Genomic DNA, 23,870 nt, shown 5'->3' with positions numbered 1-23,870 from the left:
GCGTGACATCATCGACGAACGAACCCAGGACCTACGACTTCAAGGACATCGAGTCCAAGTGGCTTCCGGTGTGGGACGAACTACAGGTGTTCAAGCCCGCCGATGATGGCAGCCGCGAACGCCGCTATGTGCTGGACATGTTCCCCTACCCATCGGGCGATCTGCACATGGGCCACGCCGAGGCCTTCGCCATGGGCGATGTGGTCGCGCGCTACTGGCGCTTGCGCGGCTATGACGTGATGCACCCGATCGGCTGGGACTCCTTCGGCCTGCCCGCAGAGAATGCCGCGATCAAGCGCAATGCCCACCCTGCCGAGTGGACTTACAAGAACATCGATACCCAGGCCGCCAGCTTCAAGCGCTACGCGATCTCCGCCGATTGGGATCGCCGCTTGCACACCTCGGATCCGGAGTACTACCGCTGGACCCAGTGGCTGTTCAACAAGTTCTACGAGAAGGGCCTGGCCTACCGCAAGGACCACCCGGTGAACTGGTGCCCGAAGGACCAGACCGTGCTGGCCAACGAGCAGGTCGTCAATGGCGCTTGCGAGCGTTGCGGCACTGCGGTGACCAAGAAGTCGCTGAACCAGTGGTACTTCAAGATCACCGAATACGCTGACCGCCTGCTTGAGGACATGGAGCAGCTCAAGGGCCATTGGCCTGAGCGCGTGCTGCTGATGCAGAAGAACTGGATCGGCCGTTCCGAAGGCGCCGAGGTCACCTTCGGGATCGAAGCGCACGAGGACAAGCCTGCGCTGCAGATCCCGGTCTTCACCACCCGCCCGGACACCCTGTACGGTGCTACCTTCATGGTGGTCGCCGCCGACGCGCAGCTGGCTGGCGAACTGGTCACCGATGAGCACCGCGCCGCCTTGGAGGAATACCAGGAGCAGGTCAAGGCCCTGTCCGAGATCGAGCGCCAGTCCAGCGAACGCGAGAAGACCGGCGTATTCACCGGCCGCTACGCGATCAACCCGCTCTCCGGGGAGAAGCTGCCGGTCTGGGCGGCGGACTACGTGCTGGCCGACTACGGCACCGGAGCCATCATGGCTGTGCCTGCGCACGACCAGCGCGACCTGGACTTCGCCAAGGCCTTTGACCTGCCAGTACGCGTGGTCGTCGAAACCGGTCTGGAAGACCCGAACGAAACCGGCACCGCCACCGCGGGCGAAGGCCAGCTGGTCAATTCGGGGCAGCTGTCCGGTTTGGAGAAGACCGAGGCGATCGCCAAGGCCATTGAGATCGTGGAAGCTGCCGGCACCGGCAAGCACACCATCAACTTCCGCCTGCGCGACTGGCTGCTGTCCCGCCAGCGCTTCTGGGGCACCCCGATCCCGATCATCCACTGCGCCGATTGCGGCGAGGTCCCGGTTCCCGACGACCAGCTGCCGGTGCGCCTGCCCGATAACCTGCGCGGCGAGCAACTGGCCCCGAAGGGCACCTCCCCGCTGGCCGCCGCCGAGGAATGGGTCAACGTGGCCTGCCCGCAGTGCGGCGGCGCCGCCAAGCGCGACACCGACACCATGGACACCTTCGTGGATTCCTCCTGGTACTTCCTGCGCTTCGTCTCCCCGCAGTACACGCAGGGCCCTTTCGACCCGAAGGCCGTGCGCGACTGGATGCCGGTAGGCCAGTACGTCGGCGGGGTCGAGCATGCGATCCTGCACCTGCTGTACTCGCGCTTCTTCACCAAGGTCATCCACGACCTGGGCCTGATTGACGCGACCGAGCCGTTCTCCGCGCTGCTGAACCAGGGCCAGGTCCTGAACGGCGGCAAGGCGATGAGCAAGTCGCTGGGCAACGGCGTGGATTTGGGCGAGCAGCTGGACAAGTTCGGCGTCGACGCGGTGCGCCTGACCATGGTCTTCGCCTCCCCGCCGGAGGACGACGTGGACTGGGCCGATGTCTCCCCATCGGGCTCGCAGAAGTTCCTGGCCCGCGCCTGGCGCATCGCCCAGGACACCACCAGCGAGGCCGGCGTGGACTACGCGTCAGGGGACAAGGCGCTGCGCCAGGTCACCCACCGCACCGTGCACGAATCCGCCGCGCTGCTGGATTCGGGCAAGTTCAACGTGGTCATCGCCAAGACCATGGAGCTGGTCAACGCGACCCGCAAGACCATCGACTCCGGTGCCGGGGCAGCGGACCCGGCCGTGCGCGAAGCCGCCACGGTGACCGCCCAGCTGCTGAGCATGTTCGCCCCGTACACCGCAGAGGACATGTGGGAAGCGCTGGGCTATGCGCCCTCCGTGGTCACCAGCGCCTGGCCGGAAGTGGACGAGTCGCTGCTGGTCGATGACACCATCACCGCGGTGGTGCAGATCAAGGGCAAGGTCCGTGCCCGCCTGGAGGTTCCGGTGGACATCACCGAGGAGCAGCTGCGCGCCCAGGCCCTGGCCCACGAGTCGGTGATCCGGATGCTCGATGGCAAGGAGCCGCTGAAGGTCATCGTGCGTGCGCCGAAGCTCGTGAACGTGGTTCCCGCCCCGTAAGCTCGGCTCATGACTGAACGCCAGAAAAGCTCGCGCGCGGGCTGGCTGCCCAAGTGGCTGGCCCCGCGCGGGCTTTCGCGTACCCGCATCGGGGTCGTCTCCGATTCGGCGTCCTGCCTGCCCGGGCATTTCGGGCCGCATCCGGATTTCATCGAAGTGCCGATCCCGATCATCGTGGACAACCATGTGCACGGCGAAGACCTGCAGGCGCTGATGATGGGCCTGGCCATGGGCAAGGCGGTGAAAACCTCGCGCCCGGCGCCAGGCGAGTTCGAACGCGCCTACCGGCAGCTGCTCGACGCCGGCTGCGAGTCGATCATCTCGATCCACATGTCCGGGGCGCTGTCGGGCACCGTGGAGGCGGCCCGCTTGGCGGCCCGCAGCTTTGAGGCACCGATCACCGTGGTCGATTCGCGCACCGTGTGCCTGCCCCAGGGATTTGCCGTGGCCGATGTGCTGGCCGCCCGCGCCGCCGGCGCCCCGCTGGAGATGCTCGAGCAGATCGCCGGCACGGCCACCGCCAACACCGTGTACTTCGCGGTGCCGAGCCTTGAGCAGCTGCGCCGCGGCGGCCGGATCAGCGCGCTGTCCTCCGTGGTCGGCAGCTTGCTGAATTTCAAGCCGATCCTCGGGATCGCCGAGGGCTCGATCGTCGCCCTGGAAAAGCCCCGCTCCTTCGCGCGCGCCACCGCACGGCTGGTCGCCCTGGCCCTGCGCGACGCCCGCGACGCCAGTGGCGAGGTGCGGCTGGGGGTGATGCATTTCGGCGCCGAGGAACTGGCCGAGGAAATCGCCACCGAACTGGCGCCGTTCAGCGCCATGCCGGTCGTGGTCGAGTCCCTTCCGGCGGTGCTGGCCGCGCATACCGGCCTGGGCGTGATCGCCGTGTGCGTCGCCCCCAGCTATCCACAGTCGGCGTCGATCCTGGATCGGCCGCCGGCGCCATAGCCCAGACTGTGGCCCATGGGCCGCCACGACTTCTTCAGCAAGTACGCGCCACGTCCCGGTCGCCTGAGATTCGCGATCTCGCGCGTGGCCGTGCTGGTGCTGGTCATCGTGGTGCTCGCCTGGATTGCGATCTCCATCCTGCTCGCGCCACCGCCGGTCGCCCAGGAGCTTGAAACTGTTCCGCTGGTATCCGACCCGTCCGCTTCGGCGCCTGCGGACCGCCAGTCCCCGAGCCCGGCCGCACCCGAGGTCACGGTCCACGTGGTCGGCGCGGTGAAGAAGCCCGGCGTCTACCAGCTGCCCGTGGATTCGCGGATTGCCGACGCGGTGGACGCCGCCGGCGGGCTGGCCAAGGGCGCACGTGCGCAGATGGTGAACCTGGCGGCCAAACTGGTCGACGGCCAGCAGGTGGTCCTTCCAGGAGCCGAAACGGCCACGGAACCGGCCGCGGCACCGAGCGCGGCGGCGGGCGGGAAGATTTCGCTCAACAGTGCCGATTCCCAGACCCTGCAGGAGCTTCCGGGGATCGGGCCGGCATTGGCTGCCAGGATCATCGACTTCCGCACCGAGAACGGTCCGTTCAGCTCCGTGGAAGAGCTGGATGCGGTACCGGGCATCGGTCCGGCGCTGCTGGGCCAGCTGAGCGAACTGGTGATCCCGTGAACACCGATTTCCGCGGCCTGTGGCTGCTGGGCGGCGCATGGACCGCCGCCTATTTCACCCTCCCGGCCTGGTTGCTCTGGGCACTTTCCGCGCTGATGGCTATCCTGCTGTTCCTGCTATTGCGGCCCCGGCACGACCGCGCCTACGCGGCGCCATGGTTTACCGGTCCCATTATCCTGCTCCTGGGGGTGGTGGCCGTCAGCAGCCTGGCCTTCACCGACCCCCAGTGCCAGCTGCCGGGCGCCGGCGAGCAACAGCGCCGCGCCGTGGTCCGCTTCGAGGACCCGGCTACCGCCCAAGGCCAGGGGGCTGCCGCCGGCCGGGCGGAAATCCAGCGGTACTGGGCCAACGGCCAATGGGTGCCATGCCGGGTGCCGGTCTTCCTCACCATTGATTTCGGGGTGCCGGCCACTGCGGGCGAGTTCGAGACCATCCTCGACTTGGAAGCAGCAGCTGCCGGCGCCTTCGATTGGTGGGCGCATGCCGCCAGTGAACCGCAGGTGAGCTCCTGGGTTGAGCCTACCGCCGCGGATTACCTCAAGGAACGGTTCACCCAGGGCCTGCGCGGCCTGCCGGACAATGCCCAGGCACTGCTGCCTGGCATGCTCTATGGCGATCGTTCCGGACAGGACGAAGCGTTGAGCGAGGCGATGAGATCCAGCGGGTTGAGCCACCTGACAGCGGTGAGCGGATCGAACATTGCCCTGATCGGGGCCATTGTGCTGGTGCTGTTCCGGCTGTTTTCGGTGCCACGGGCACCCAGCGCGATCTTGATGATTGGCGTGGTCGGGCTCTTCGCCTGGTTTGCCGGGCCGGATCCCAGTGTCCTGCGCGCCAGCCTGATGGGCAGCATTGCGGTCATCTCGGTGCTGCTGGGCCGTGGCCAAGGCTCCCTGGGAATACTGTGCCTGAGCGGAACAGCCTTGCTGGCCATCGATCGCTCGCTGGGTGCCGAACCGGCCTTCGCCCTGTCGATGCTGGCGACCCTGGGAATCATCATGCTCGCCCCGGCCCTGACCGAAATCCTTCTCCACATATTCCCGGCCTGGTTCGCGCAGCTGACGGCCATTTGCTGCGCGGCGCAGTTCACCTGCCTGCCGGTGGTCATCGCGTTGAATTCGGATTTCAGCCTGTACTCGCTGCCCGCGAACCTCGTGGTCGCGCCGTTGCTGCCTTTGATTACTGCGCTCGGCATGGCCTGCCTGATGCTGTGCACGCCGTGGCCAGCGCTGGAATCGGTGCTGATCTGGGTTCCGGGGCTGCCGGCAGAAGCCATTGGCCAGGTGGCCCATTTCGTTTCCGGGCTCCCCGGTGCCGCCCGGCCGTGGCCCGAGGGCCTACCCGGAATCGTCTTGGCAGTGATGCTCTCCCTGGTGCTGTGCACCCTGCTGGTGCTGGGCCGGGAAACCGAGAGGCTCCGGGTCAGGCAGGTGTCCCTAAGCGTGCTGGGAGCGATCATGGTATTCGCCGTAGCGCTCGTTCTGCCTGCGACGCTGTTCTACCGGGAAGATCTTGCCCCGCAGTGGAGCATTGCCATGTGCGATGTGGGCCAGGGCGACGCCTTCGTCATCAATCTGGGGGATTCAGAGGGCTGGCTGATCGATACCGGACCACCGGAGAGCGGGTTGCTGCTGTGCCTGGAGCGGCTGGGCATCAGCAACTTGAGCAAGGTCTTCATCACGCACACCCACAGCGACCATTTCGGGGCCGTGGGCGAGCTGGAGAATTCGCACGTAAAGATTGGTGAACGCCTGGTCTCGACCGGGTTCGACCTTGAACTATGGCCAGGTGCGCGTGCCTTGGAGCCCGGTACGCGGCAGGCTGCAGGGGAGGTGGGCTTCGAAGTCGTGGGCCCCGAGGCGCGCTTCGCGAAATACGCCGAACCGAACGATACGTCGCTGGTCATCCGGTTCAGCTTTTCCACCGGGTCCGGGACCATCGATCTCTTCACGGCCGGGGACATGGAAACCGAAGCCATGGATCGCCTGCTGCGCCTGCATCCGCAAGGGCATGCAGCGATCCTGAAAGCCTCGCACCATGGGGCACGCAACGGCGGAACCGAAATCATCGAGCAGATCCGTCCGCAGATCCTGCTGGTCTCCGCCGGGAAGGATAATTCCTATGGCCATCCGCACCCCGAAACCCTGGAGATGGCGCAGCAGGTCGGCGCGACGGTGATTCGCACCGACCAATCGGGTACCGTACTGCTCACATTTACCAGCCAGGGCGTTCTGGGTACCGCCCTGGGTACGCCAGTTCGGTAGGATCGTTATATCGACCGATGCACTAAGGAGTTCGATGGCACGCGCCCAAGCAAATCCGGGTATCTCATGGCGGGAACTGCGCCCGCAACCACTGATCCTGTTGACCGGTTCAGAGGATTACCTCGCTTCGCGCGCCTTCGAATTGCTGCGTTCCCAGGCATCCCAGCGGGACGATATCCAGCACACGCGTCTTGACGCGGCAAAGTACGAGCCAGGAGAGCTGCTCATGGCCACCAGCTCTTCGCTGTTTTCCAGCGCCAATCTGGTCGAGGTCCACGAACTGGCCCACATGAACGAGTACTTCCTCAAGGACGCCCTGGCCTACCTGAAAGACCAGGCTCCCGAGAATGTGCTCATCATGCATTACTCGGGTGGTACGCGCGGCAAGAAGCTGATTGACGCAATCAAAGCTGCCGGTGCCCTGATCGTCAATTGCCAACCGGTGAAAAAGGACTCCGAGAAGATCGACTTCGTCCAGTCCGAATTCAAAGCCGCCAAGCGCCGGATTACCAATGACGCGGTCAAAGCCCTCGTAGCGGCGGTAGGCAACTCGCTGGCAGAGCTTGGATCGAGCTGCTCCCAGCTGATTGCCGACACCACGGGAACCATTGACCAGGATACGGTCGACAGGTACTACGGCGGCCGGGTTGAAGCAACTGCGTTCAAGGTGGCCGATGCCGCAATTTCCGGCAACGCCCAGATGGCGCTTCGCACTTTGCGCCATGCGCTGGGTACTGGAACCGACCCGATTCCCATTGTGGCCACCTTGGCGATGAAAGTCCGCCAGATCGCCAAGGTCGCCGGCGTGAATGAACCCGCAGCTTCATTGGCATCCGAGTTGGGGATGGCGCCGTGGCAAGTTCAGCAGGCGCAGCAGCAGGCTCGCGGCTGGAAACGCAGCGATCTTGCCCTGTGCGTCGAAGAAATAGCGAATACCGACCGCATGGTCAAGGGCGGCAGCCGTTCACCGGGCTACGCGCTGGAACACGCCATCATGTTCATTGCAGGCAAGGCTCCGGGACGCTAGCCGCTGAGGTTCCAGGTGGGGGCGGGCACGATGCACTCGTGCGCGCTCCCACTGCTCTTTAATTAAGGCTAGCCATCAGCGCGTGCCTGCCTGGAAGCTTCGATGAGCAGTTCCGGGCAAAACAAAACCCCCGCACTCGATGAGTGCGGGGGAGTTGATGAAGTCTAAGCTCGGCTTAGAGGGCGTTAACCTTCTTGGCGATAGCCGACTTGCGGTTAGCAGCGTTGTTCTTGTGCAGAACACCCTTGCTTACAGCCTTGTCGATCTTCTTGCCAGCCAGGCGCAGTGCCTCGGTTGCCTTTTCCTTGTCACCGGAGACTACTGCCTCGTTGACGTTACGGATCACGGTCTTGACCTCGGAACGGACAGCTACGTTACGCAGACGTGCCTTCTCGTTGGTCAGGATACGCTTCTTCTGGGACTTGATGTTAGCCACTTTAATAAACTCTCTCGTTTATCGTTTTATACGGTCGGTAGAGGGTTCATCCTTCAGGCCATCGACTGAGCGGTGTGGGGCACCTATGGCGACCCGAAGGGGGCGTGTTGCCCAACCTGCGCAACACACAAAGATTAACTTTATCAGATAGGGAGCCTGACAACGAGTGCTTATGCGCGTTCGTTTAGGGCGTTCACCACATTTGAGAAGCGTTCGCGATCCAGGATGGCGCCTTCGCGGCGGACGGCTTGCTCGCCGACTCGGATAATGCGATCGAGCTTGACCTCGCTCGGACGCCGCTCGCGGTCCCAGTCCCCGGTACCGATGTCCATGTAGTTGCGGTCGCGGTGATCCGTGTTGTTCTTGTCCCTGCTGGTGAGCATCAACCCCAGCAGCCAGCCACTATCACGGCCGACGATCAGCACCGGGCGATCCTTGCCCTGCGAATAATCCTCTTCATAGGGAACCCAAGTCCAGACAATTTCTCCCGGATCGGCGTTGCCGTCCTTCGCCGGGTTGTACTCGTAGTGAATCTTCCCACGGTAATCACCCGGGTAGCCGGCACCCGCTGGAGAATCCTGCATGGAGTTGGCACGAGAGCGGCTTCCGGCAGTGCTCGGGGACCCGCTGGCCCCGCGGTTGCTGGCCGGGCGCTTGCTTGCCGAATTTGCGCGGACCTTGCTGATTTCCTTCAGCGCGCGCATGACGATGCTAAATATCTTCTCTGGATTCAGTGCCATGGACGACAAACTATCAGTTTCAGGCTGTCGAAATATGAGAAGACGCGGAAATCATGACAGAATGGAAGCTAATCCAACTATGTCTTTTAGTCAGCTAGTGAGGTCTGTTTAGGTGTCTCCATTGGCCCGCACCGCTCCGGTGCCTGCCGCGACCGATCCGTCGCTCATCCGTAACTTCTGCATCATTGCCCATATCGACCACGGTAAGTCGACCCTGGCCGACCGGATGTTGCAACTGACCGGCGTTGTCGCTGCCCGCGACATGAAGGCACAGTACCTCGACCGCATGGACATCGAGCGCGAACGCGGCATCACCATCAAGTCCCAGGCTGTGCGCATGCCGTGGGGAGCCGAAGATGGCACCCCCTATGCACTGAACATGATCGATACCCCCGGGCACGTCGACTTCACCTACGAAGTCTCGCGTTCGCTGGCAGCCTGCGAAGGCGCGATCCTGCTAGTTGACGCCGCCCAGGGCATCGAGGCGCAGACCCTGGCCAACCTCTATTTGGCTATCGAGGGCGATCTGACGATCATCCCTGTGCTCAATAAGATCGACCTGCCCAACGCGCAGCCGGAAAAGTACGCTGCCGAGCTGGCCAACCTGATCGGTTGCGAGCCAGAAGACGTGCTGAAGGTTTCGGGCAAGACCGGTGAAGGCGTTGAAGCACTGCTCGATGAGGTCATCAAGCAGCTCCCGCCGCCTGTCGGCGATGCCAAGGCTCCGGCTCGCGCAATGATCTTCGACTCCGTATACGACACCTACCGTGGCGTGGTGACCTACGTTCGAGTTGTCGATGGCAATCTGTCTCCTCGCGAGAAGATCCAGATGATGTCCACCGGCACCACCCACGAACTGCTGGAAATCGGCGTATCCTCGCCGAACCCCGAGCCCACCAAGGGCCTGGGCGTTGGCGAAGTGGGCTACCTGATCACCGGTGTCAAGGACGTGCGCCAGTCCAAGGTCGGCGATACCGTCACCAACTTCCACAAGCCGGCCACCGAGTCCCTGGGCGGGTACGAAGAGGCCAAGCCAATGGTCTTCTCCGGCCTGTACCCGATGGACGGCACCGACTACCCGGTACTGCGTGATGCGCTGGATAAGCTGCAGCTCAACGATGCTGCGCTGACCTACGAACCGGAAACCTCCGTGGCCCTGGGCTTCGGCTTCCGCGTGGGCTTCCTGGGCCTGCTGCACCTGGAAATCACCCGCCAGCGACTGGAATCCGAATTCAATCTGGACCTGATTTCCACGGCGCCGAACGTGGTGTACGAGGTCATGGGCGAAGACAAGCAGATGATTACGGTGACCAACCCCTCGGAATTCCCGGATGGCAAGATCCTGGAAGTCCACGAGCCAATGGTTGCCGCCACCATCCTGGCGCCAAGCGAATTCATCGGCTCGGTCATGGAACTGTGCCAGACCCGCCGCGGCACCATGCGCGGCATGGACTACCTCTCCGAGGACCGTGTCGAAATGCGCTACCACCTTCCGCTGGCTGAGATCGTGTTCGACTTCTTCGACCACCTCAAGTCCAAGACCCGCGGCTATGCTTCGCTGGACTGGAAGGCCGACGGCGAGCAGGTGGCAGATCTGGTCAAGGTCGACATCCTGCTCCAGGGCGAGCAGGTGGATGCTTTCAGCGCCATTACGCACCGCGACAAGGCCTACAACTACGGGACCATGATGACCTCGAAGCTGCGTGAGCTGATTCCTCGCCAGCAGTTCGAAGTTCCAATCCAGGCCGCGATCGGTTCGCGCATCATTGCCCGTGAGAACATCCGCGCAATCCGCAAGGACGTTCTTGCCAAGTGCTATGGCGGCGATATCAGCCGCAAGCGCAAGCTGCTGGAAAAGCAGAAGGAAGGCAAGAAGCGCATGAAGATGGTCGGCCGCGTGGAGGTTCCGCAGGAAGCCTTCATTGCCGCACTGTCCACCGACGAGCCGAAAAAGAAGTAGATGCCTTCAGTACTGCCTGACGGCGATCCGGCTCCGGCCGATGGTCTACTCCCTGCCTCATGCGCGCATGAGGCACAGGGGCGGACCATGTCCTTTTATGTGCATATTCCGTTCTGCACCGTCCGTTGCGGCTACTGCGATTTCAACACGTACACCGCCACGGAGCTGGGCTCCGGTTCCAGCCAAGCAACCTACGCTGCCACCGTCAGCAAGGAAATCAGCTTCGCCCGCGAGGTGATGGACCGTTCGGGCCAACCGCACCGCGAAATTGAAACCGTCTTCTTCGGCGGCGGAACTCCCACGCTGCTGCCCGCCGGAGACCTGGTCGCGGTGCTCGGCCGGATCCGCGACGACTTCGGCCTGAAGCCGGGCGCGGAAATCACCACGGAGGCCAACCCGGACTCGGTGACCCGCGAAAGCCTGCAGGAGCTGGCCGACGGCGGGTTCACCCGCGTGTCCTTCGGCATGCAGTCCGCGGTGCCCCACGTGCTCAAGGTGCTTGAGCGCACCCATGATCCGAAGCGCGTTCCGCAAGCCGTTGCGTGGGCGCGCGAGGCCGGCCTGGATGTCAGTGTCGATCTGATTTATGGCACTCCGGGGGAGAGCCTGGCAGACTGGCGCACCAGCATCGAAGCCGCGTTGAGCTACGAACCTGATCACATTTCGGCGTATGCGCTGATCATCGAGGAAGGCACCAAGCTGGCGGCCCAGATTCGCCGTGGCGAGGTACCGAACATCGATGATGACGACCATGCCGAAAAGTACCAGTTGGCCGACGACATGTTTGCCGCGGCCGGTTTCTCCTGGTACGAGGTCAGCAACTGGGCGAAGACCCCGGCGAATGCCTGCCAGCACAACATCGCTTACTGGCAGGGCGGCGACTGGTGGGGCGCAGGCCCCGGCGCGCATTCCCATGTTGGCGGGCTGCGCTGGTGGAATGTGAAGCATCCAGCCGCGTATCAGCAACGGATCGATGCTGGAATCTCCCCGGGCCACGGCCGCGAATACCCGGATGCCGAGGCCGTGCAGCTTGAGCGCACGATGCTGTTGACCCGGCTGGGTTCGGGCATGAAGATTAGCGAGCTCGATGAAACCGGACGCAAGAAAGTCGCCGGCTTGATCGCCGACGAGCTGATTGATGCCAAGGCCGCGTTCGCCGGCACATTGGTGTTAACGCAGCGAGGCCGGCTCCTGGCCGACCTCGTGGTGCGTGAACTGCTCGATTTCTAAGACTGGGAAACCGCTGCTACTTCATCAGCCGCAGATTGAATTGGTAGCGGTAAGGGCGTCCCTTGTTGGCCTGGATGGCAGCAAGGGCGCCCGAGACCGTCATGAAGACCCAGAGGGCCACGGCGAGTACTGCGAAAAGCCAACCGATCACCGGCAAGACCATGAGCACATTGAATACGATGGCGAGAATGGTCAGCGGGAACGTGAAATTGAACGCTTCCTTCGATTCCTGTGCAGTGAACGGGCCACGGTCCCGGAATACGGCAAAGACGATTGCCGAAGGAACGCAACCCAAGATGGCACCGAAGTGGGCCATCATTGCCCACTGGCGATCTTCTGAAGGAGTCAGCGGCAGCGCAGAGGTCCTGGAACCTTCGAAGCGGGAATTCTCCGATGGCTTCGTCTGGCGTGATGTCACTATTTTTCCTTGTCTTGCTAAGTGTGGTTCCTCTTATCATAGCGACCGCGGCTGGGCGCACGGGGAGATTCGCAGACTAATCTCCAACTATTAGTCAATCGTTAGGAAACCGTAATCTTCGGTCGTGAGAAAATCGATCAATTCTTCAATCCGGCCCAAGAGCTGTGGTTCAAGCTGCCCGTAATGCTGCACCGTGGACAAGAGCCGCTGCCATCCGATGCCGATGTCTTCCGCGGTGGAGTGCGGCCAGCCAAAGGCCCGGAGCACACCGGTTTTCCAATCGGTGCCCTTGGGGATCACCGGCCAAGCCTTGATGCCCAGTGTCGCAGGCTTGATCGCCTGCCATACATCCACGTACGGGTGGCCGAGGATCAGCACGTTTTGCGCTGCACCGGGGACCTTCATCGCCTCGGCAACGATGCGCGATTCCTTGCTTCCGGCAACCAGGTGGTCAACCAGGATTCCCAGGCGGCGCTGCGCGGAGGGGGCGAAGTCGCGGATAGCCCCGGCAAGATCGTCCACGCCATGCAGCGGTTCAACGACGATGCCTTCAACACGCAGGTCGTGGCCCCAAACTTTTTCAACCAGCTCAGCGTCGTGCTTGCCTTCTACCCAGATGCGGCTTGCCCTGGCTTCCCGGGCCTTCAGTCCGGCAACGGCACGCGAACCCGAAGCCGAGACCAGCTTCTGGGGCGGTGCGGCCTTGGCAACGGGATCAATGATCTCCACCGCTTCGCCTTCGAGGAAGAACCCGAAGCCCGCCTGGAAGGAGCGGGTCTTGCCGTGTCGGTCCTCGAGCACGATCACGCGCATGCCACCGGATTTCTCGGTACGGATGACTTCTCCTACCCATCCTGAGGTGGCATCTTCCAGAATCATGCCACGTTCAACAGGGACCTGGCGGAGTTTTTTCGGTGCCGGTGCACTCAGATCCCGTGGTCCCCAGGAGTAATTAGTCACGTACTGCCTTTCGCTGTGATCGAATACGCTCGAAATCCAATGCTAGCAACTGCTGAACGTATTAGACTTGGCACTTGACAGGTTAGAGTGCCAAAGCCGGGCACAGGGAATCCAAGGAGGTGCTGTTGTGACAGAGCCGCGACGCCTAGACGTTCTGCGTGCCATCGTGGAGGACTACGTCCAATCCCGTGAGCCAGTGGGTTCCAAAGCGCTCCTCGACCGGCACAACCTCGGTGTCAGCGCCGCGACGATCCGCAATGACATGGCTATGCTGGAAGAAGAGGGGCTCATAGTCGCTCCGCATACTTCCTCCGGACGGATCCCCACCGAAAAGGGATACCGCCGCTTCGTCGATGAGATCGGCGAGCTCAAGCCGCTGTCGCGGGCTGAACGCGACGCCATCAACAAGATCCTGGACAGCTCCACGGACCTGGACGAGATGCTCAAGAGCACCGTTCGCCTCCTGGCGCGGTTGACCAACCAGGTAGCAATGATCCAGGTGCCGCACTACGACACCGCTTCGTTGAAGAACCTCGATCTGGTCGGACTGGGCTCGGCCCAGGTGCTGATGGTGATGATCGCTTCCAATGGCACGGTGGATCAGCGCATGATGCCGGTCCAGCGTTCCTACAGCGATGATGAGCTGGACGACCTGAAGCTGTGGCTGCTCAACAATTTCGGGGGAGTGAAGCTTGCCGAACTTGCCGGACGGCTCACCCGCATCGAGCGCAGTTCGACGCAGCAGGCCGACCCCCTGGTGGACCAGGTGATCGGTGCGCTGGAAGAAATGGCCCAGGCGGCCAACGCGCAGCGCATCATCATGGCAGGCACCGCGAACCTCGCCCGCGTGGAAGGGGACTTCCCGCTGAGCATAACCCCGGTGCTCGAGGCGCTCGAGGAGCAGGTAGTGCTGCTCAAGCTCTTCTCCGAGCTGGAAGCCGATTCGCGCGGCGTGGCCGTGGCCATCGGCACCGAGCACCACTACGGGCAGCTGTCGGAAGCCGCCGTGGTCGCCACCACTTACGGCACCGATCTGCGCAACAAGCTCGGGGTCCTGGGCCCCACCCGGATGAACTATCCAACCTCCATGGCCTCGGTTCGTGCGGTGGCACGGTACCTGTCGAAGATTTTGGCTAACTAGCCTCGCTGGGCACCGCCCGGCACTACCGAATTTCAAGATTCTCAGGAAAGGACACGGCGAATAACGTGAGCTCGCATTACGAGACCCTAGGCGTCGCCAAGGACGCGACCCCGCAGGAAATCAAGAGTGCCTACCGCAAGTTGGCGCGTAAGCTGCACCCGGATGTAAACCCTAGCGATGACGCTGCAGAACAGTTCAAGCTGGTCACCCGAGCCTACGAAGTCCTTTCCGACCAGACCAAACGCTCCAACTACGACGCCACCGGCGATGAGAACGGCAACGGCCACCCGGGCTTCGGCGGTGGCGGCCAGGGCTTTGGCGGCTTCGGCGACATCTTCGAGCAGTTCTTCGGTGGCGGCCAGGCCCAGGGCCCGGCATCACGCACCCAGCCAGGGCGCGACGCGCTGATCACCATCACCATCGACCTGGAAGACGCGGTCAAGGGCACGGTCTACCCGCTGGAGATGGAAACAGCTGTCACCTGCAAAACGTGCAACGGTTCGTGCACGCGCGAAGGCACCAGCCCGGTCACCTGCGATATCTGCCATGGCGCAGGCCAGGTCCAGCGTCCAGTGCGTTCATTCCTGGGCCAGATGATGACCGTGGAAACCTGTGCGGCCTGCCGCGGTTTCGGCACCACCATCCCGGACCCCTGCCTGGAGTGCAACGGCGAAGGCCGGGTGCGCGAGCATGTGTCCAAGTCGCTGAACGTTCCTGCAGGTGTCGACTCCGGCACCCGCATCCAGCTGCGCGGACAGGGCGAAGCCGGCCCGGGCGGCGGGCCTAACGGCAACCTGTTCGTCGAGATCGACGTGCGCCGCCATAAGGTCTTCGAGCGCGCCGGCACCGACCTGCACGCCAAGATGAGCCTGCCAATGACCGCCGCCGCACTGGGTTGCGAGCTGAAGCTGGAAACCTTCGACGGCGGCCAGTCCATCAATGTGGAGCCAGGCGCCCAGGATGGCGACACCGTCACCCTGCCGGGCCTCGGTGTGCCGCGCCTGCGCGGAGGCAAGCGCGGGGACATCACCGTGCACCTGCAGGTGGAGACCCCGACCAAGCTCGACGCTGCCCAGCGCGATTTGCTCGAGCAGCTGGCCAAGCTGCGTGGCGAAGAACTCTCCGCCGGCCGCGTGGAGCACAGCGGCGGCATGTTCTCCCGCCTGCGCGACAAGCTGAACCAGCGCTAGGCATGAGCAACCACAGCTTCGTCATCGACGCCCAGCAGGGCCGGGACGCATCGGTCGGGGACATTCTTGAACTGGATGGCTCCGAAGCGCACCACGCGGTCACCGTTAAACGGGTCTCCGCGGGCGAGCACCTGGACCTGCTGGATGGCAAGGGGCTGCGCCTGACTGTGGAGGTCATCGGCACCGCCAAGGACCTGCTGAGCGTGAAGGTCCTGCGCCGTGCCGAGGAAGCTGTCAGCGATCACCCGGTCACCCTGGTCCAGGCGCTGTCCAAGGGGGATCGCGACCTGCAAGCTGTCGAGTCCGGCGTGGAACTGGGCGTGCTGTCGGTACGCCCCTGGCAGGCCGACCGCTCGATCGTGCGCTGGAACGCGGCCAAGGTCGACAAGGCCATGGCCAAGTGGCGCGCCCAGGTGCGCTCGGCGCAGAAGCAGTCGCGCCGCGCCTATGAGCCGGAGGTGCTGGACCCGCTGGGTTCCAAGGAACTGGCCAAGGCCATCGCGGCCGATTCCGCAAATGGCGCGCTGGTTCTGGTTCTGCACGAGCAGGCCGCGGACTCGGTGGCCCGGCATGTGCAGTCGTGGCTCGCCGATGCGCGGGCCGGCCAGGAGGTCATCATGATCGTCGGGCCAGAAGGAGGCATCTCCGAAACGGAGCTGCAGTCCTTCGTCGATGCCGGCGCCCAACCAGCCCTGCTGGGCCAGCATGTGCTGCGTGCCTCGACCGCAGGCCCCGCGGCCCTGGTCTTGATCCGCCATTTGATCGGCGAAATCTAGATTCCAGAATTCCGGTTAGCAGGTGAATTGCTCCGCAGATCCCGGCAGGCATATGCCTGCCGGGATCTGCGGAGCAATTTCGTCTCCGGCCGGCGCAACGGGTTCGAGCCGAGAAAAGGCCTCGGGACGGGGAACGCGAAGCCGCTGCGGGTCAGATCCGCGAATGCGGCAGCCGATCGGATAAGGACGCTGTCCTAGGCAACGGCACTGGAAATCCTGCCAGCAGGCCAAGAATGCTCAGCCGCCACCAGTTCAGGAGCTGGCCCGGACAACGGGCGCCCAGGTTCATGTCCAGGACTTCCGGCAGGGGGCTGCAGCGCTGGATGCTGCGTTACTCGACGCGGAAGTCGCTGGTGACCTTGCCGACCAGATGGTCCGATCCGGTCTCAACGCCCCAGAAAGTCAGCCGGTATGAGCCGGCACGCAGATCGGTGGTCAGGGTGAATGAACCGTCGGCATTGATCTGCCCGGGGTTGACCTGCTTCTGAGCGGTCATCACCGTGAGCTTGCCGTCGGCGTCCTTGCGCTGCAAGGAGTAGAAGGTGCCGATGTCGAACTGGGTGGTTCGGCCGTTAATCTTGATCGAGCCATCCGCCAAGGTCTTGTTGAACTGCGGATCGATGATCCAGATCGGTGCAATGAACGCCGCATCGCGCTCGTAGACATCCTTGAGCCGGAAACCGTCGAAGACTGTGGCATTTGCCTGGCCATCAACCAGGATGCGGACCGTTGCGGGAAGCTCGCCCACGACCAGTCCAGCGCTGGCGGCAGCTGCCGTAGCGGTGAAGACCAATTGCTGGATGGCGCGCTCCGACAGGCCCTGGTCGAGATTGGCGCTGAAGACCTTGGCCGGCAGATCCAAGGTGATGACATTCGCATTATTGATTGAAACCCCGATTTCATCGGTGGGCTTCAAATGGGTATAGCGTTTCGGCTTCATCGGGTCGGCTGAGAGCAGCGTCCAGATCGCGTCGCCGATGGGTTCCTGATGGCGGGTGTCCTCGATGTACTCGCGGTACAGGAACACGCCGGTATCGGTGTTTTCCAGCCAGTAGATGGGCAGGCTAGCCGCGATGCCGACATCCTCGCCAGCGTCGGTGGCGTTCGGCAGGTTCAGCGATTCAGCCACGGCGGTCGATGGCATCTCATAGGAGCTCTCGCGATTCGTCAGACCGCATCCTGCGGCGACGACGAGAGCGGCAGTGATTCCCAAAACGCCGAATCGGCGTGGAATCTTCCGCAAGATCCTTGATTGCACTGCGTACCAATCCGTGGTGATTTTAGCTGTTGCGGCTCCTGGCCGTATTGGAACCGCTCTCAAGCTTGCCATATCAGAAGCGGCTAACTGCAGAAAAATGGCCCAACCTACTAATCCGTAACCAAATCTATATGTTCGCCACTTGCCCCGATTAGCATCATTCAAGACTACTTTCAGGTTCTACTGCTTACGCTGAGACCTGAATTTTCTCCGGATTGGCCTGCGACTCGATAGAATGGCAAGCAGGACAAATCACGATCACCACCAAGCTCGCAAAGGGGCGCCGCGCACTGCATGCAGGTTGAACAGAATAAGGCGACAGCGGAGAACGGATCCGCATCGCTCACCATCAGTTTCGATACAGCTGAGCTCATGATTGCCACCCTCGGTCCCAATGACGAGCTCTTGCGTATTCTCTCCGGCGCCTACCCGCAGGTGAGCTTCCGCCCCAACGGCCAATCCCTGGCTCTGGTAGGTGAACCGCAGCAAGTTCGCAAGGCCCAGCGCGTCACCGAAGAAGCCCGTTCGCTGGCTACTCGCGGCTCGCGCATGAGCGCCGAAACGATCGAGCAGATCATCAAGATGCTCAGCGCCGGCAATCCGGATGCACCCACCGACGTCCTGGGCCTGAAGATCCTCTCGGGGCGCGGACGTTCCATCCGCCCCAAGACCGTGAACCAGAAGAGCTATGTCGACGCCATAGAGGATTCGACAATTACTTTCGGCATTGGCCCAGCCGGTACCGGCAAGACCTTCCTGGCCATGGCCATGGCCGTCGCCGCCTTGCAGGACAAGCAGGTCAACCGCATCATCCTGACCCGGCCTGCCGTTGAGGCAGGGGAGAAGCTGGGCTTCCTGCCGGGCTCGTTGACCGAGAAGATCGACCCGTACCTGCGCCCGCTCTACGATGCCTTGCACGACATGATCAATCCGGAAACCATTCCGCAATTGCTCGAAGCCGGAACCATTGAGGTCGCTCCGCTGGCCTATATGCGTGGACGCACCCTCAATGACGCCTTCGTGATCCTGGATGAAGCGCAGAACACCACCAGTGAACAGATGAAGATGTTCCTGACCCGCCTGGGATTCGGTTCCAAGATGGTAGTGACGGGGGATGTCACCCAGGTGGATCTGCCCAACAATGCGACCTCCGGGTTGCGCATGGCCAGCGATGTCCTTGAAGGCATCGACGACATCAGCATCTGCCGACTCGACTCTTCGGATGTGGTTCGCCACCGTCTGATTGCCGACATCGTTACTGCTTACGACCGTTGGGATGACACCCGACGCAAAGACCACAACCGGGGACGCCGCAGCAAATGAGCATTGAAGTAAATAACGAAACCGAATACGACGTCGATCTCAAGGATGTCAACGCCTTGGCAGAATCGGTGATGCGGGCAATGTTCCTGCATCCGGAAACCGAAGTATCGATCGTTTTCATCGACGAGGATGCCATGAGCGCCCTGCACGTCGAGTGGATGGACCTCGAAGGCCCCACCGATGTGATGAGCTTCCCGATGGATGAGCTGCGCCCAGGAACTGCCGGTGCGCCGGGGGAGAGCGGCATCCTTGGCGACATCGTCATCTGCCCTGCCGTCGCCGAAGCGCAGGCCAAGGCCGGGGGCCACAGCACCCACGATGAAATCCTGTTGCTGACCACCCACGGCCTGCTGCACCTCATGGGTTTCGACCACATGGAGCCAGCAGAAAAGGAAGAGATGTTTGCGCTGCAGCGCCAGCTGCTAGAGAGCTACACCGGCCGCCCCGCGCCAAAGGAAACGGTGGAATAACCCCGTGGAAATAATTTTGCTGATTCTCGCCCTTGTTTTCATGGCCTTCTCGGCCGTGCTGACTGCCGCAGACTCAGCCTTCTACGCATTATCCCGGCACGCTGCTGAACGCCTGCGCGCCGAGTCCAATTCCAAATCGCTGTCCGCAATTCTGGATGAAACAGAAACCCACGCCCAGGCAGTGAAGTTCTGGCGGATCTGGTTCGAGACCGCTTCCGCTGTCGCTGTAGCCCTGCTCGTTTCGCAGTGGATCGAGAATGTGTGGCTGATCGGCATGATCTCCACTATTGCGATGGCCGCCTTGGGATTCGTCCTGGTCAGCGTGTCGCCACGTCGCTACGGGCGTTCCAACGCCCAGAACGTCGTGCAGTCCACCGCCACCCTGGTCCGCTTCCTGCGCCTGGTGCTCGGACCCATCACCACGTGGTTGGCATCCATCGCCAAGGCGCTGAGCCCCGGCGGCGTGGATGGCGACGGCTACCTGGGCAAGGAACGACTGCGTGATCTGGTGGATCGCGCCTCCGAAGGCGAGGACCTGGATGAGGAATCGGCCGAACTGATCTCCTCGGTAATCGACTTGGAGGAGACCAGCGTTCGTTCGGTGATGGTGCCGCGCACCGACATGGTGGTGCTGGATGCGGATCATTCCTTCCACAGCGCCATGGACCTGTTCATCGCCTCGGGCTTCTCCCGCATCCCGCTGATCGGCGAGGACACCGATGATATCCAGGGCATCATCTACCTCAAGGACCTGATCCGCGAGATCCACGGTCTGCAGCAGGCCCGGACCCTGGCCGAATTGGCGCGAAAGGTCCGCTTTGTTCCCGAATCGAAGTCGGCAGCAGAGCTGATGCAGGAACTGCAGCAGGAATCCATCCACCTGGCCATCGTCATCGACGAGTACGGCGGCACCGCGGGCCTGGTGACCCTGGAAGACCTGCTTGAGGAAATCGTTGGCGAAATCGATGACGAGTATGATCGTTCGAGGGCCGAATTGATCCAGAACCCTGACGGGTCGATTTTCGCCGTGGCGGCGGCATCCATTGACGATATTGCCGACCACTTCGACATGCACATCGAGGAAGAGGACGTCGACACCGTCGGCGGCCTGCTCTCCAAGGCCTTGGAATCGGTGCCGGTACTCGGTTCCACCGCTGAAGTGCACGGCCTGCGCCTGACCGTGGTAGCCCTCGCGGGCCGCCGCAACCGTATCGGCAAAATCCATGTAGAGCGTCTGGAAACAGATGCATCCGACCATATTGAGAACGACGAGGATTCCTCACATGAGTGAAAACCACAACCTGCTTGCATCCAGCGGATGGCCTGAGGGCTTCCGCTCCGGCTTCACCTCTTTCGTAGGCCGCCCGAATGCCGGCAAGTCGACCCTGACCAATGCGCTGGTGGGCCAGAAGGTGGCCATCACCTCGGCCAAGCCGCAGACTACCCGCCACACTATCCGCGGTATCGTGCACCGCGAGGATGCGCAGTTGATCCTGGTCGATACCCCGGGCCTGCACCGTCCGCGCACCTTGCTCGGCCAGCGCCTGAATGACCTGGTCGCCGACACCCTCTCCGAGGTGGACGCGATCGGCTTCTGCATCCCGGCCAATGAGAAGATCGGCCCGGGCGACCGCTACATCGCCACGCAGCTGGCTCAGCTGCAGCGCAAGCCGATCATCGCCCTGGTCACCAAGGCTGACCTGGTGGACCGCGAACAGCTCGCGCAGCAGCTGGTTGCGGTGGCCGAAATGGGTACCCAGAACTTCGGCGAGAACGGCTTCGCCGCAATCGTTCCGGTCTCGGCTGTCAAGGAATTCCAGGTCGAAGAGGTGGCCAACGTGCTGGCAGAGCACCTGCCAGTGGGCCCGCCGCTGTACCCGGACGGCGAGCTGACCGACGAGCCGGAAGCCAAGATGGTTTCCGAGCTGATTCGCGAAGCCGCCCTTGAAGGCGTGCGCGACGAACTGCCGCACTCGCTGGCCGTCGTCGTCGAAGAGATGGTTCCCCGCGAAGGACGCAGCGAAAGCAATCCGCTGATCGACATCCACGTCTCGCTCTTCGTTGAGCGCTCCAGCCAGAAGGCCATCATCATTGGCCGTGGCGGTTCGCGCCTGCGCGAGGTCGGCACCAACGCCCGCCAGGGCATCGAGAAGCTGCTGGGCACCAAGGTCTACCTGGACCTGCACGTGAAGGTTGCCAAGGATTGGCAGCGCGACCCGAAGCAGCTTGGACGCCTCGGCTTCTAGGCTGCGCACCCCAGCGCTGGAAAATGCGTAGCTCGTCCCTCAAGACCAGACCGGTTTTGGGGGACGAGCTGGTTAATCGGCTGCTTGGCCCGCACTCTGGATCTCCTGGGCCAGCCTTTCCGCGGGAGAAGCACCGGGACGCAGCCCATGGATTCCAGCGCCGATGCCGATCGCCTCCATCCATGGACCTCCCTGGCGCTTAGCTCCATGAGCCCCATTGTTCGCCTGCTTGGGCATCCTGTCCGCTGCCTTGCGCAAGGCGGACGTCCACTATGTGACACGCAAGTGACATAAGTTTCACTTGCCTCCAAAGCGCGGTGATATGCTCATCTCGTGCATTTCGAGCTTCTACTACTACTTAGCCGCTGCGAGGATCCAAAGGACCGCTAGTGGTCTACAGGCCGACCCCTCGTCGCGGAGTAGCTCTTGTCTGGCCCCACAAACTAAGCACTAATTTTGTCTAGGGGACCCACAGAAATGCAGAACATGCAGAAATCTTCGAACATGCCAATCCACAAGTATGTTCCATTCCAGGATCAGATCGAGGTCAATCTGCCCGATCGCACCTGGCCCGACAAGTACATCACCAAGGCCCCGCGCTGGTGCGCGGTCGACCTGCGAGATGGCAACCAGGCGCTGATCGATCCGATGAGCCCGGAGCGCAAGCACAAGATGTTCGACCTGCTGGTCGAAATGGGCTTCAAGGAAATCGAGGTCGGCTTCCCGTCGGCTTCGCAGACCGACTTCGACTTTGTCCGCCAGCTGATCGAGCGCGGCATTCCCGATGACGTGACCATCCAGGTGCTCACCCAGTCCCGCGAGCACCTGATCGAGCGCACCTACGAAGCGCTGGAGGGCGCCAAGCAGGCCATCGTCCACCTGTACAACTCCACCTCGATCCTGCAGCGCGAAGTCGTCTTCCGCCAGGACGAAGACGGCATCGTGGACATCGCCGTCCAGGGCGCCCGGTTGTGCAAGAAGTACGAAGAGCAGCTGACCGGCACCAAGATCACCTACGAGTACTCGCCAGAGTCCTACACCGGGACCGAGCTGGCCTTCGCCAAGCGCATTTCCGAGGCCGTAGCCGAGGTGCTGGAAGCGACCCCGGAAAACAAGATGATCCTGAACCTGCCGGCCACGGTGGAAATGGCTAGCCCGAACGTGTACGCCGACTCCATCGAGTGGATGCACCGCAACCTGGCCAACCGCGACTCGATCATTCTCTCGCTGCACCCGCACAACGACCGCGGCACCGGAGTGGCCGCGGCAGAACTGGGCTACCTGGCCGGCGCCGACCGCATCGAAGGCTGCCTGTTCGGCAACGGCGAACGCACCGGCAACGTCGACCTGGTGACCTTGGGCATGAACATGTTCGGCCAGGGCATCGACCCGCAGATCGATTTCTCGGACATGGACCACATCCGCCGCACCGTCGAGTACTGCAACCAGCTGCCAGTGGCTGAACGCAGCCCGTACGGCGGAGATCTGGTCTTCACTGCCTTCTCCGGTTCGCACCAGGACGCAATCAAGAAGGGCCTGGAAGCGATGGAAGCCAAGGCTTCGGCTGAAGGCAAGGACATCAACGACCTGGTCTGGGCTGTTCCTTACCTGCCGATCGACCCGAAGGACATCGGCCGTTCCTACGAGGCCGTGATCCGCGTGAACTCGCAGTCCGGCAAGGGCGGGGTTGCTTACCTGCTGAAGAACGACTACAACTTGGACCTGCCGCGCCGCGCGCAGATCGAGTTCTCCGGCGTCATCCAGCGCAAGACCGATACCGAGGGCGGCGAGATCTCCTCGCAGCGCATCTGGGACGTTTTCCAGGATGAGTACCTGCCGGTCAGCGAAGATTCGGGCATGAACCCCTGGGGCTACTACCAGATTGCTTCGGCGACCGCGGCTTCGGCGGAGGACGGAAGCTTCCGCCTGGATACCAAGCTGATCATCGACGGCGTGGCCCATGAGCGCAGCGCCCAGGGTAACGGTCCGGTCTCCGCGCTGGTCAAGCTGCTCAACGATGATGGCGTGGATCTGCGCGTGCTGGACTACTCCGAGCACGCCATGAGCGAAGGTGGCAACGCCCGTGCAGCCGCATTCGTCGAATGCGCCGTGGGCGATCGCATCCTGTGGGGCATTGGCCTGGACACCAATACCAACATTGCAGCACTGAAGGCCGTAGTTTCGGCCGTCAACCGCGCGATCCGCGACAGCAAGTAGGTCTGCGGCACCACCTTGTTGCTAGCTCAACGCCACGGCCAGCCTCACCACGCTGGCCGTGGCGTTTTGCCTTCCATATACTGCCAGGGCGGCTGGCAAGCAAGCGCCGAC

Annotated in this window: 20 protein-coding genes; 15 read left to right on the top strand and 5 right to left on the bottom strand. The window is 62.7% G+C overall.

The genetic code is table 11. The features are described 5' to 3' along the window. The first annotated feature begins 2 nt into the window (after window positions 1–2). The 5 genes from leuS to holA are packed head-to-tail and all read left to right on the top strand — an operon-like array spanning window position 3 to window position 7,394. Window positions 3–2,492, top strand: a complete 2,490-nt coding sequence (gene leuS / locus ACFVHU_RS01495; RefSeq protein WP_388022074.1) for a leucine--tRNA ligase — start codon at window positions 3–5, stop codon at window positions 2,490–2,492. A gap of 9 nt (window positions 2,493–2,501) precedes the next feature. Continuing rightward, entirely contained in the window at window positions 2,502–3,440 is a 939-nt protein-coding gene (locus tag ACFVHU_RS01490; RefSeq protein ID WP_388022072.1) for a DegV family protein, read from the top strand. A gap of 15 nt (window positions 3,441–3,455) precedes the next feature. After that, window positions 3,456–4,103 carry a helix-hairpin-helix domain-containing protein gene (locus ACFVHU_RS01485; RefSeq protein ID WP_388022070.1) on the top strand — a complete coding sequence of 216 codons (648 nt, stop codon included), beginning with the start codon at window positions 3,456–3,458 and terminating at the stop codon, window positions 4,101–4,103. Continuing rightward, window positions 4,100–6,367 carry a ComEC/Rec2 family competence protein gene (locus ACFVHU_RS01480; RefSeq protein WP_388022068.1) on the top strand — a complete coding sequence of 756 codons (2,268 nt, stop codon included), beginning with the start codon at window positions 4,100–4,102 and terminating at the stop codon, window positions 6,365–6,367. Before ACFVHU_RS01485 ends, ACFVHU_RS01480 begins: the two co-directional genes overlap by 4 nt. Window positions 6,368–6,401: 34 nt before the next feature. After that, entirely contained in the window at window positions 6,402–7,394 is a 993-nt protein-coding gene (gene holA / locus ACFVHU_RS01475; protein ID WP_105658323.1) for a DNA polymerase III subunit delta, read from the top strand. Window positions 7,395–7,569: 175 nt separating this feature from the next. Here the strand turns inward: holA and rpsT are convergent, their stop codons facing one another. After that, a complete protein-coding gene (gene rpsT, locus ACFVHU_RS01470) occupies window positions 7,570–7,830 on the bottom strand; it encodes a 30S ribosomal protein S20 (protein ID WP_105658324.1) in 261 nt (86 codons plus the stop codon). Between the two features lie 170 nt (window positions 7,831–8,000). Next, entirely contained in the window at window positions 8,001–8,570 is a 570-nt protein-coding gene (locus ACFVHU_RS01465; protein ID WP_388022065.1) for a type II toxin-antitoxin system PemK/MazF family toxin, read from the bottom strand. A 112-nt stretch (window positions 8,571–8,682) separates the two neighbouring features. On the opposite strand from ACFVHU_RS01465, the gene lepA reads away from it, so the two are divergent. Both lepA and hemW read left to right on the top strand, forming a co-directional pair. After that, on the top strand, window positions 8,683–10,530 hold the full coding sequence (gene lepA, locus ACFVHU_RS01460) for a translation elongation factor 4 (protein WP_105658326.1): 1,848 nt from the start codon (window positions 8,683–8,685) through the stop codon (window positions 10,528–10,530). Beyond that, complete coding sequence (gene hemW, locus ACFVHU_RS01455; RefSeq protein WP_388022063.1) at window positions 10,531–11,760, top strand: radical SAM family heme chaperone HemW; 1,230 nt, start codon at window positions 10,531–10,533, stop codon at window positions 11,758–11,760. A 16-nt stretch (window positions 11,761–11,776) separates the two neighbouring features. Here hemW and ACFVHU_RS01450 read toward each other — a convergent pair whose 3' ends face one another. Then, window positions 11,777–12,178, bottom strand: coding sequence for a DUF4870 domain-containing protein (locus ACFVHU_RS01450; RefSeq protein WP_105658328.1), 402 nt, complete (start codon window positions 12,176–12,178; stop codon window positions 11,777–11,779). A gap of 90 nt (window positions 12,179–12,268) precedes the next feature. Continuing rightward, complete coding sequence (locus ACFVHU_RS01445) at window positions 12,269–13,138, bottom strand: DUF3097 domain-containing protein (RefSeq protein WP_105661288.1); 870 nt, start codon at window positions 13,136–13,138, stop codon at window positions 12,269–12,271. A gap of 127 nt (window positions 13,139–13,265) precedes the next feature. On the opposite strand from ACFVHU_RS01445, the gene hrcA reads away from it, so the two are divergent. From hrcA to ACFVHU_RS01430, 3 genes are all read left to right on the top strand, one after another. After that, on the top strand, window positions 13,266–14,279 hold the full coding sequence (gene hrcA / locus ACFVHU_RS01440) for a heat-inducible transcriptional repressor HrcA (protein WP_332594744.1): 1,014 nt from the start codon (window positions 13,266–13,268) through the stop codon (window positions 14,277–14,279). A 65-nt stretch (window positions 14,280–14,344) separates the two neighbouring features. Next, window positions 14,345–15,469 carry a molecular chaperone DnaJ gene (dnaJ, locus tag ACFVHU_RS01435; RefSeq protein ID WP_388022060.1) on the top strand — a complete coding sequence of 375 codons (1,125 nt, stop codon included), beginning with the start codon at window positions 14,345–14,347 and terminating at the stop codon, window positions 15,467–15,469. 2 nt (window positions 15,470–15,471) lie between these two features. Then, a complete protein-coding gene (locus ACFVHU_RS01430) occupies window positions 15,472–16,245 on the top strand; it encodes a 16S rRNA (uracil(1498)-N(3))-methyltransferase (protein WP_388022058.1) in 774 nt (257 codons plus the stop codon). A gap of 331 nt (window positions 16,246–16,576) precedes the next feature. Here the strand turns inward: ACFVHU_RS01430 and ACFVHU_RS01425 are convergent, their stop codons facing one another. Beyond that, entirely contained in the window at window positions 16,577–17,488 is a 912-nt protein-coding gene (locus tag ACFVHU_RS01425; RefSeq protein WP_105658333.1) for a GerMN domain-containing protein, read from the bottom strand. 309 nt (window positions 17,489–17,797) lie between these two features. On the opposite strand from ACFVHU_RS01425, the gene ACFVHU_RS01420 reads away from it, so the two are divergent. The 5 genes from ACFVHU_RS01420 to leuA all read left to right on the top strand — a co-directional run bounded on the left by ACFVHU_RS01420 (window position 17,798) and on the right by leuA (window position 23,759). Continuing rightward, complete coding sequence (locus ACFVHU_RS01420) at window positions 17,798–18,826, top strand: PhoH family protein (RefSeq protein ID WP_105658334.1); 1,029 nt, start codon at window positions 17,798–17,800, stop codon at window positions 18,824–18,826. Next, on the top strand, window positions 18,823–19,296 hold the full coding sequence (ybeY, locus tag ACFVHU_RS01415; protein ID WP_105658335.1) for an rRNA maturation RNase YbeY: 474 nt from the start codon (window positions 18,823–18,825) through the stop codon (window positions 19,294–19,296). The genes ACFVHU_RS01420 and ybeY overlap by 4 nt, the downstream gene beginning before the upstream one ends. A gap of 4 nt (window positions 19,297–19,300) precedes the next feature. Beyond that, a complete protein-coding gene (locus tag ACFVHU_RS01410) occupies window positions 19,301–20,587 on the top strand; it encodes a hemolysin family protein (RefSeq protein WP_105658336.1) in 1,287 nt (428 codons plus the stop codon). Then, entirely contained in the window at window positions 20,580–21,542 is a 963-nt protein-coding gene (era, locus tag ACFVHU_RS01405) for a GTPase Era (protein ID WP_105658337.1), read from the top strand. Before ACFVHU_RS01410 ends, era begins: the two co-directional genes overlap by 8 nt. Before the next feature lie 477 nt (window positions 21,543–22,019). Then, window positions 22,020–23,759, top strand: a complete 1,740-nt coding sequence (gene leuA, locus ACFVHU_RS01400; RefSeq protein WP_388022054.1) for a 2-isopropylmalate synthase — start codon at window positions 22,020–22,022, stop codon at window positions 23,757–23,759. The last annotated feature ends 111 nt before the right edge of the window (window positions 23,760–23,870 follow it).

Source organism: Glutamicibacter sp. NPDC127525 (assembly GCF_042672105.1).
In the GTDB taxonomy this organism is placed as follows: domain Bacteria; phylum Actinomycetota; class Actinomycetes; order Actinomycetales; family Micrococcaceae; genus Glutamicibacter.
This window is presented reverse-complemented; position numbering and strand designations above follow the sequence as displayed.

Coding starts and splice junctions, on each gene's coding strand:
- ACFVHU_RS01490 (WP_388022072.1), top strand. CDS start 2,502: ATGACTGAACGCCAGAAAAGCTCGCGCGCGGGCTGGCTGCCCAAGTGG.
- ACFVHU_RS01485 (WP_388022070.1), top strand. CDS start 3,456: ATGGGCCGCCACGACTTCTTCAGCAAGTACGCGCCACGTCCCGGTCGC.
- holA (WP_105658323.1), top strand. CDS start 6,402: ATGGCACGCGCCCAAGCAAATCCGGGTATCTCATGGCGGGAACTGCGC.
- ACFVHU_RS01465 (WP_388022065.1), bottom strand. CDS start 8,570: ATGGCACTGAATCCAGAGAAGATATTTAGCATCGTCATGCGCGCGCTG.
- hemW (WP_388022063.1), top strand. CDS start 10,531: ATGCCTTCAGTACTGCCTGACGGCGATCCGGCTCCGGCCGATGGTCTA.
- ACFVHU_RS01430 (WP_388022058.1), top strand. CDS start 15,472: ATGAGCAACCACAGCTTCGTCATCGACGCCCAGCAGGGCCGGGACGCA.
- ACFVHU_RS01420 (WP_105658334.1), top strand. CDS start 17,798: ATGCAGGTTGAACAGAATAAGGCGACAGCGGAGAACGGATCCGCATCG.
- ybeY (WP_105658335.1), top strand. CDS start 18,823: ATGAGCATTGAAGTAAATAACGAAACCGAATACGACGTCGATCTCAAG.
- era (WP_105658337.1), top strand. CDS start 20,580: ATGAGTGAAAACCACAACCTGCTTGCATCCAGCGGATGGCCTGAGGGC.
- leuA (WP_388022054.1), top strand. CDS start 22,020: ATGCAGAACATGCAGAAATCTTCGAACATGCCAATCCACAAGTATGTT.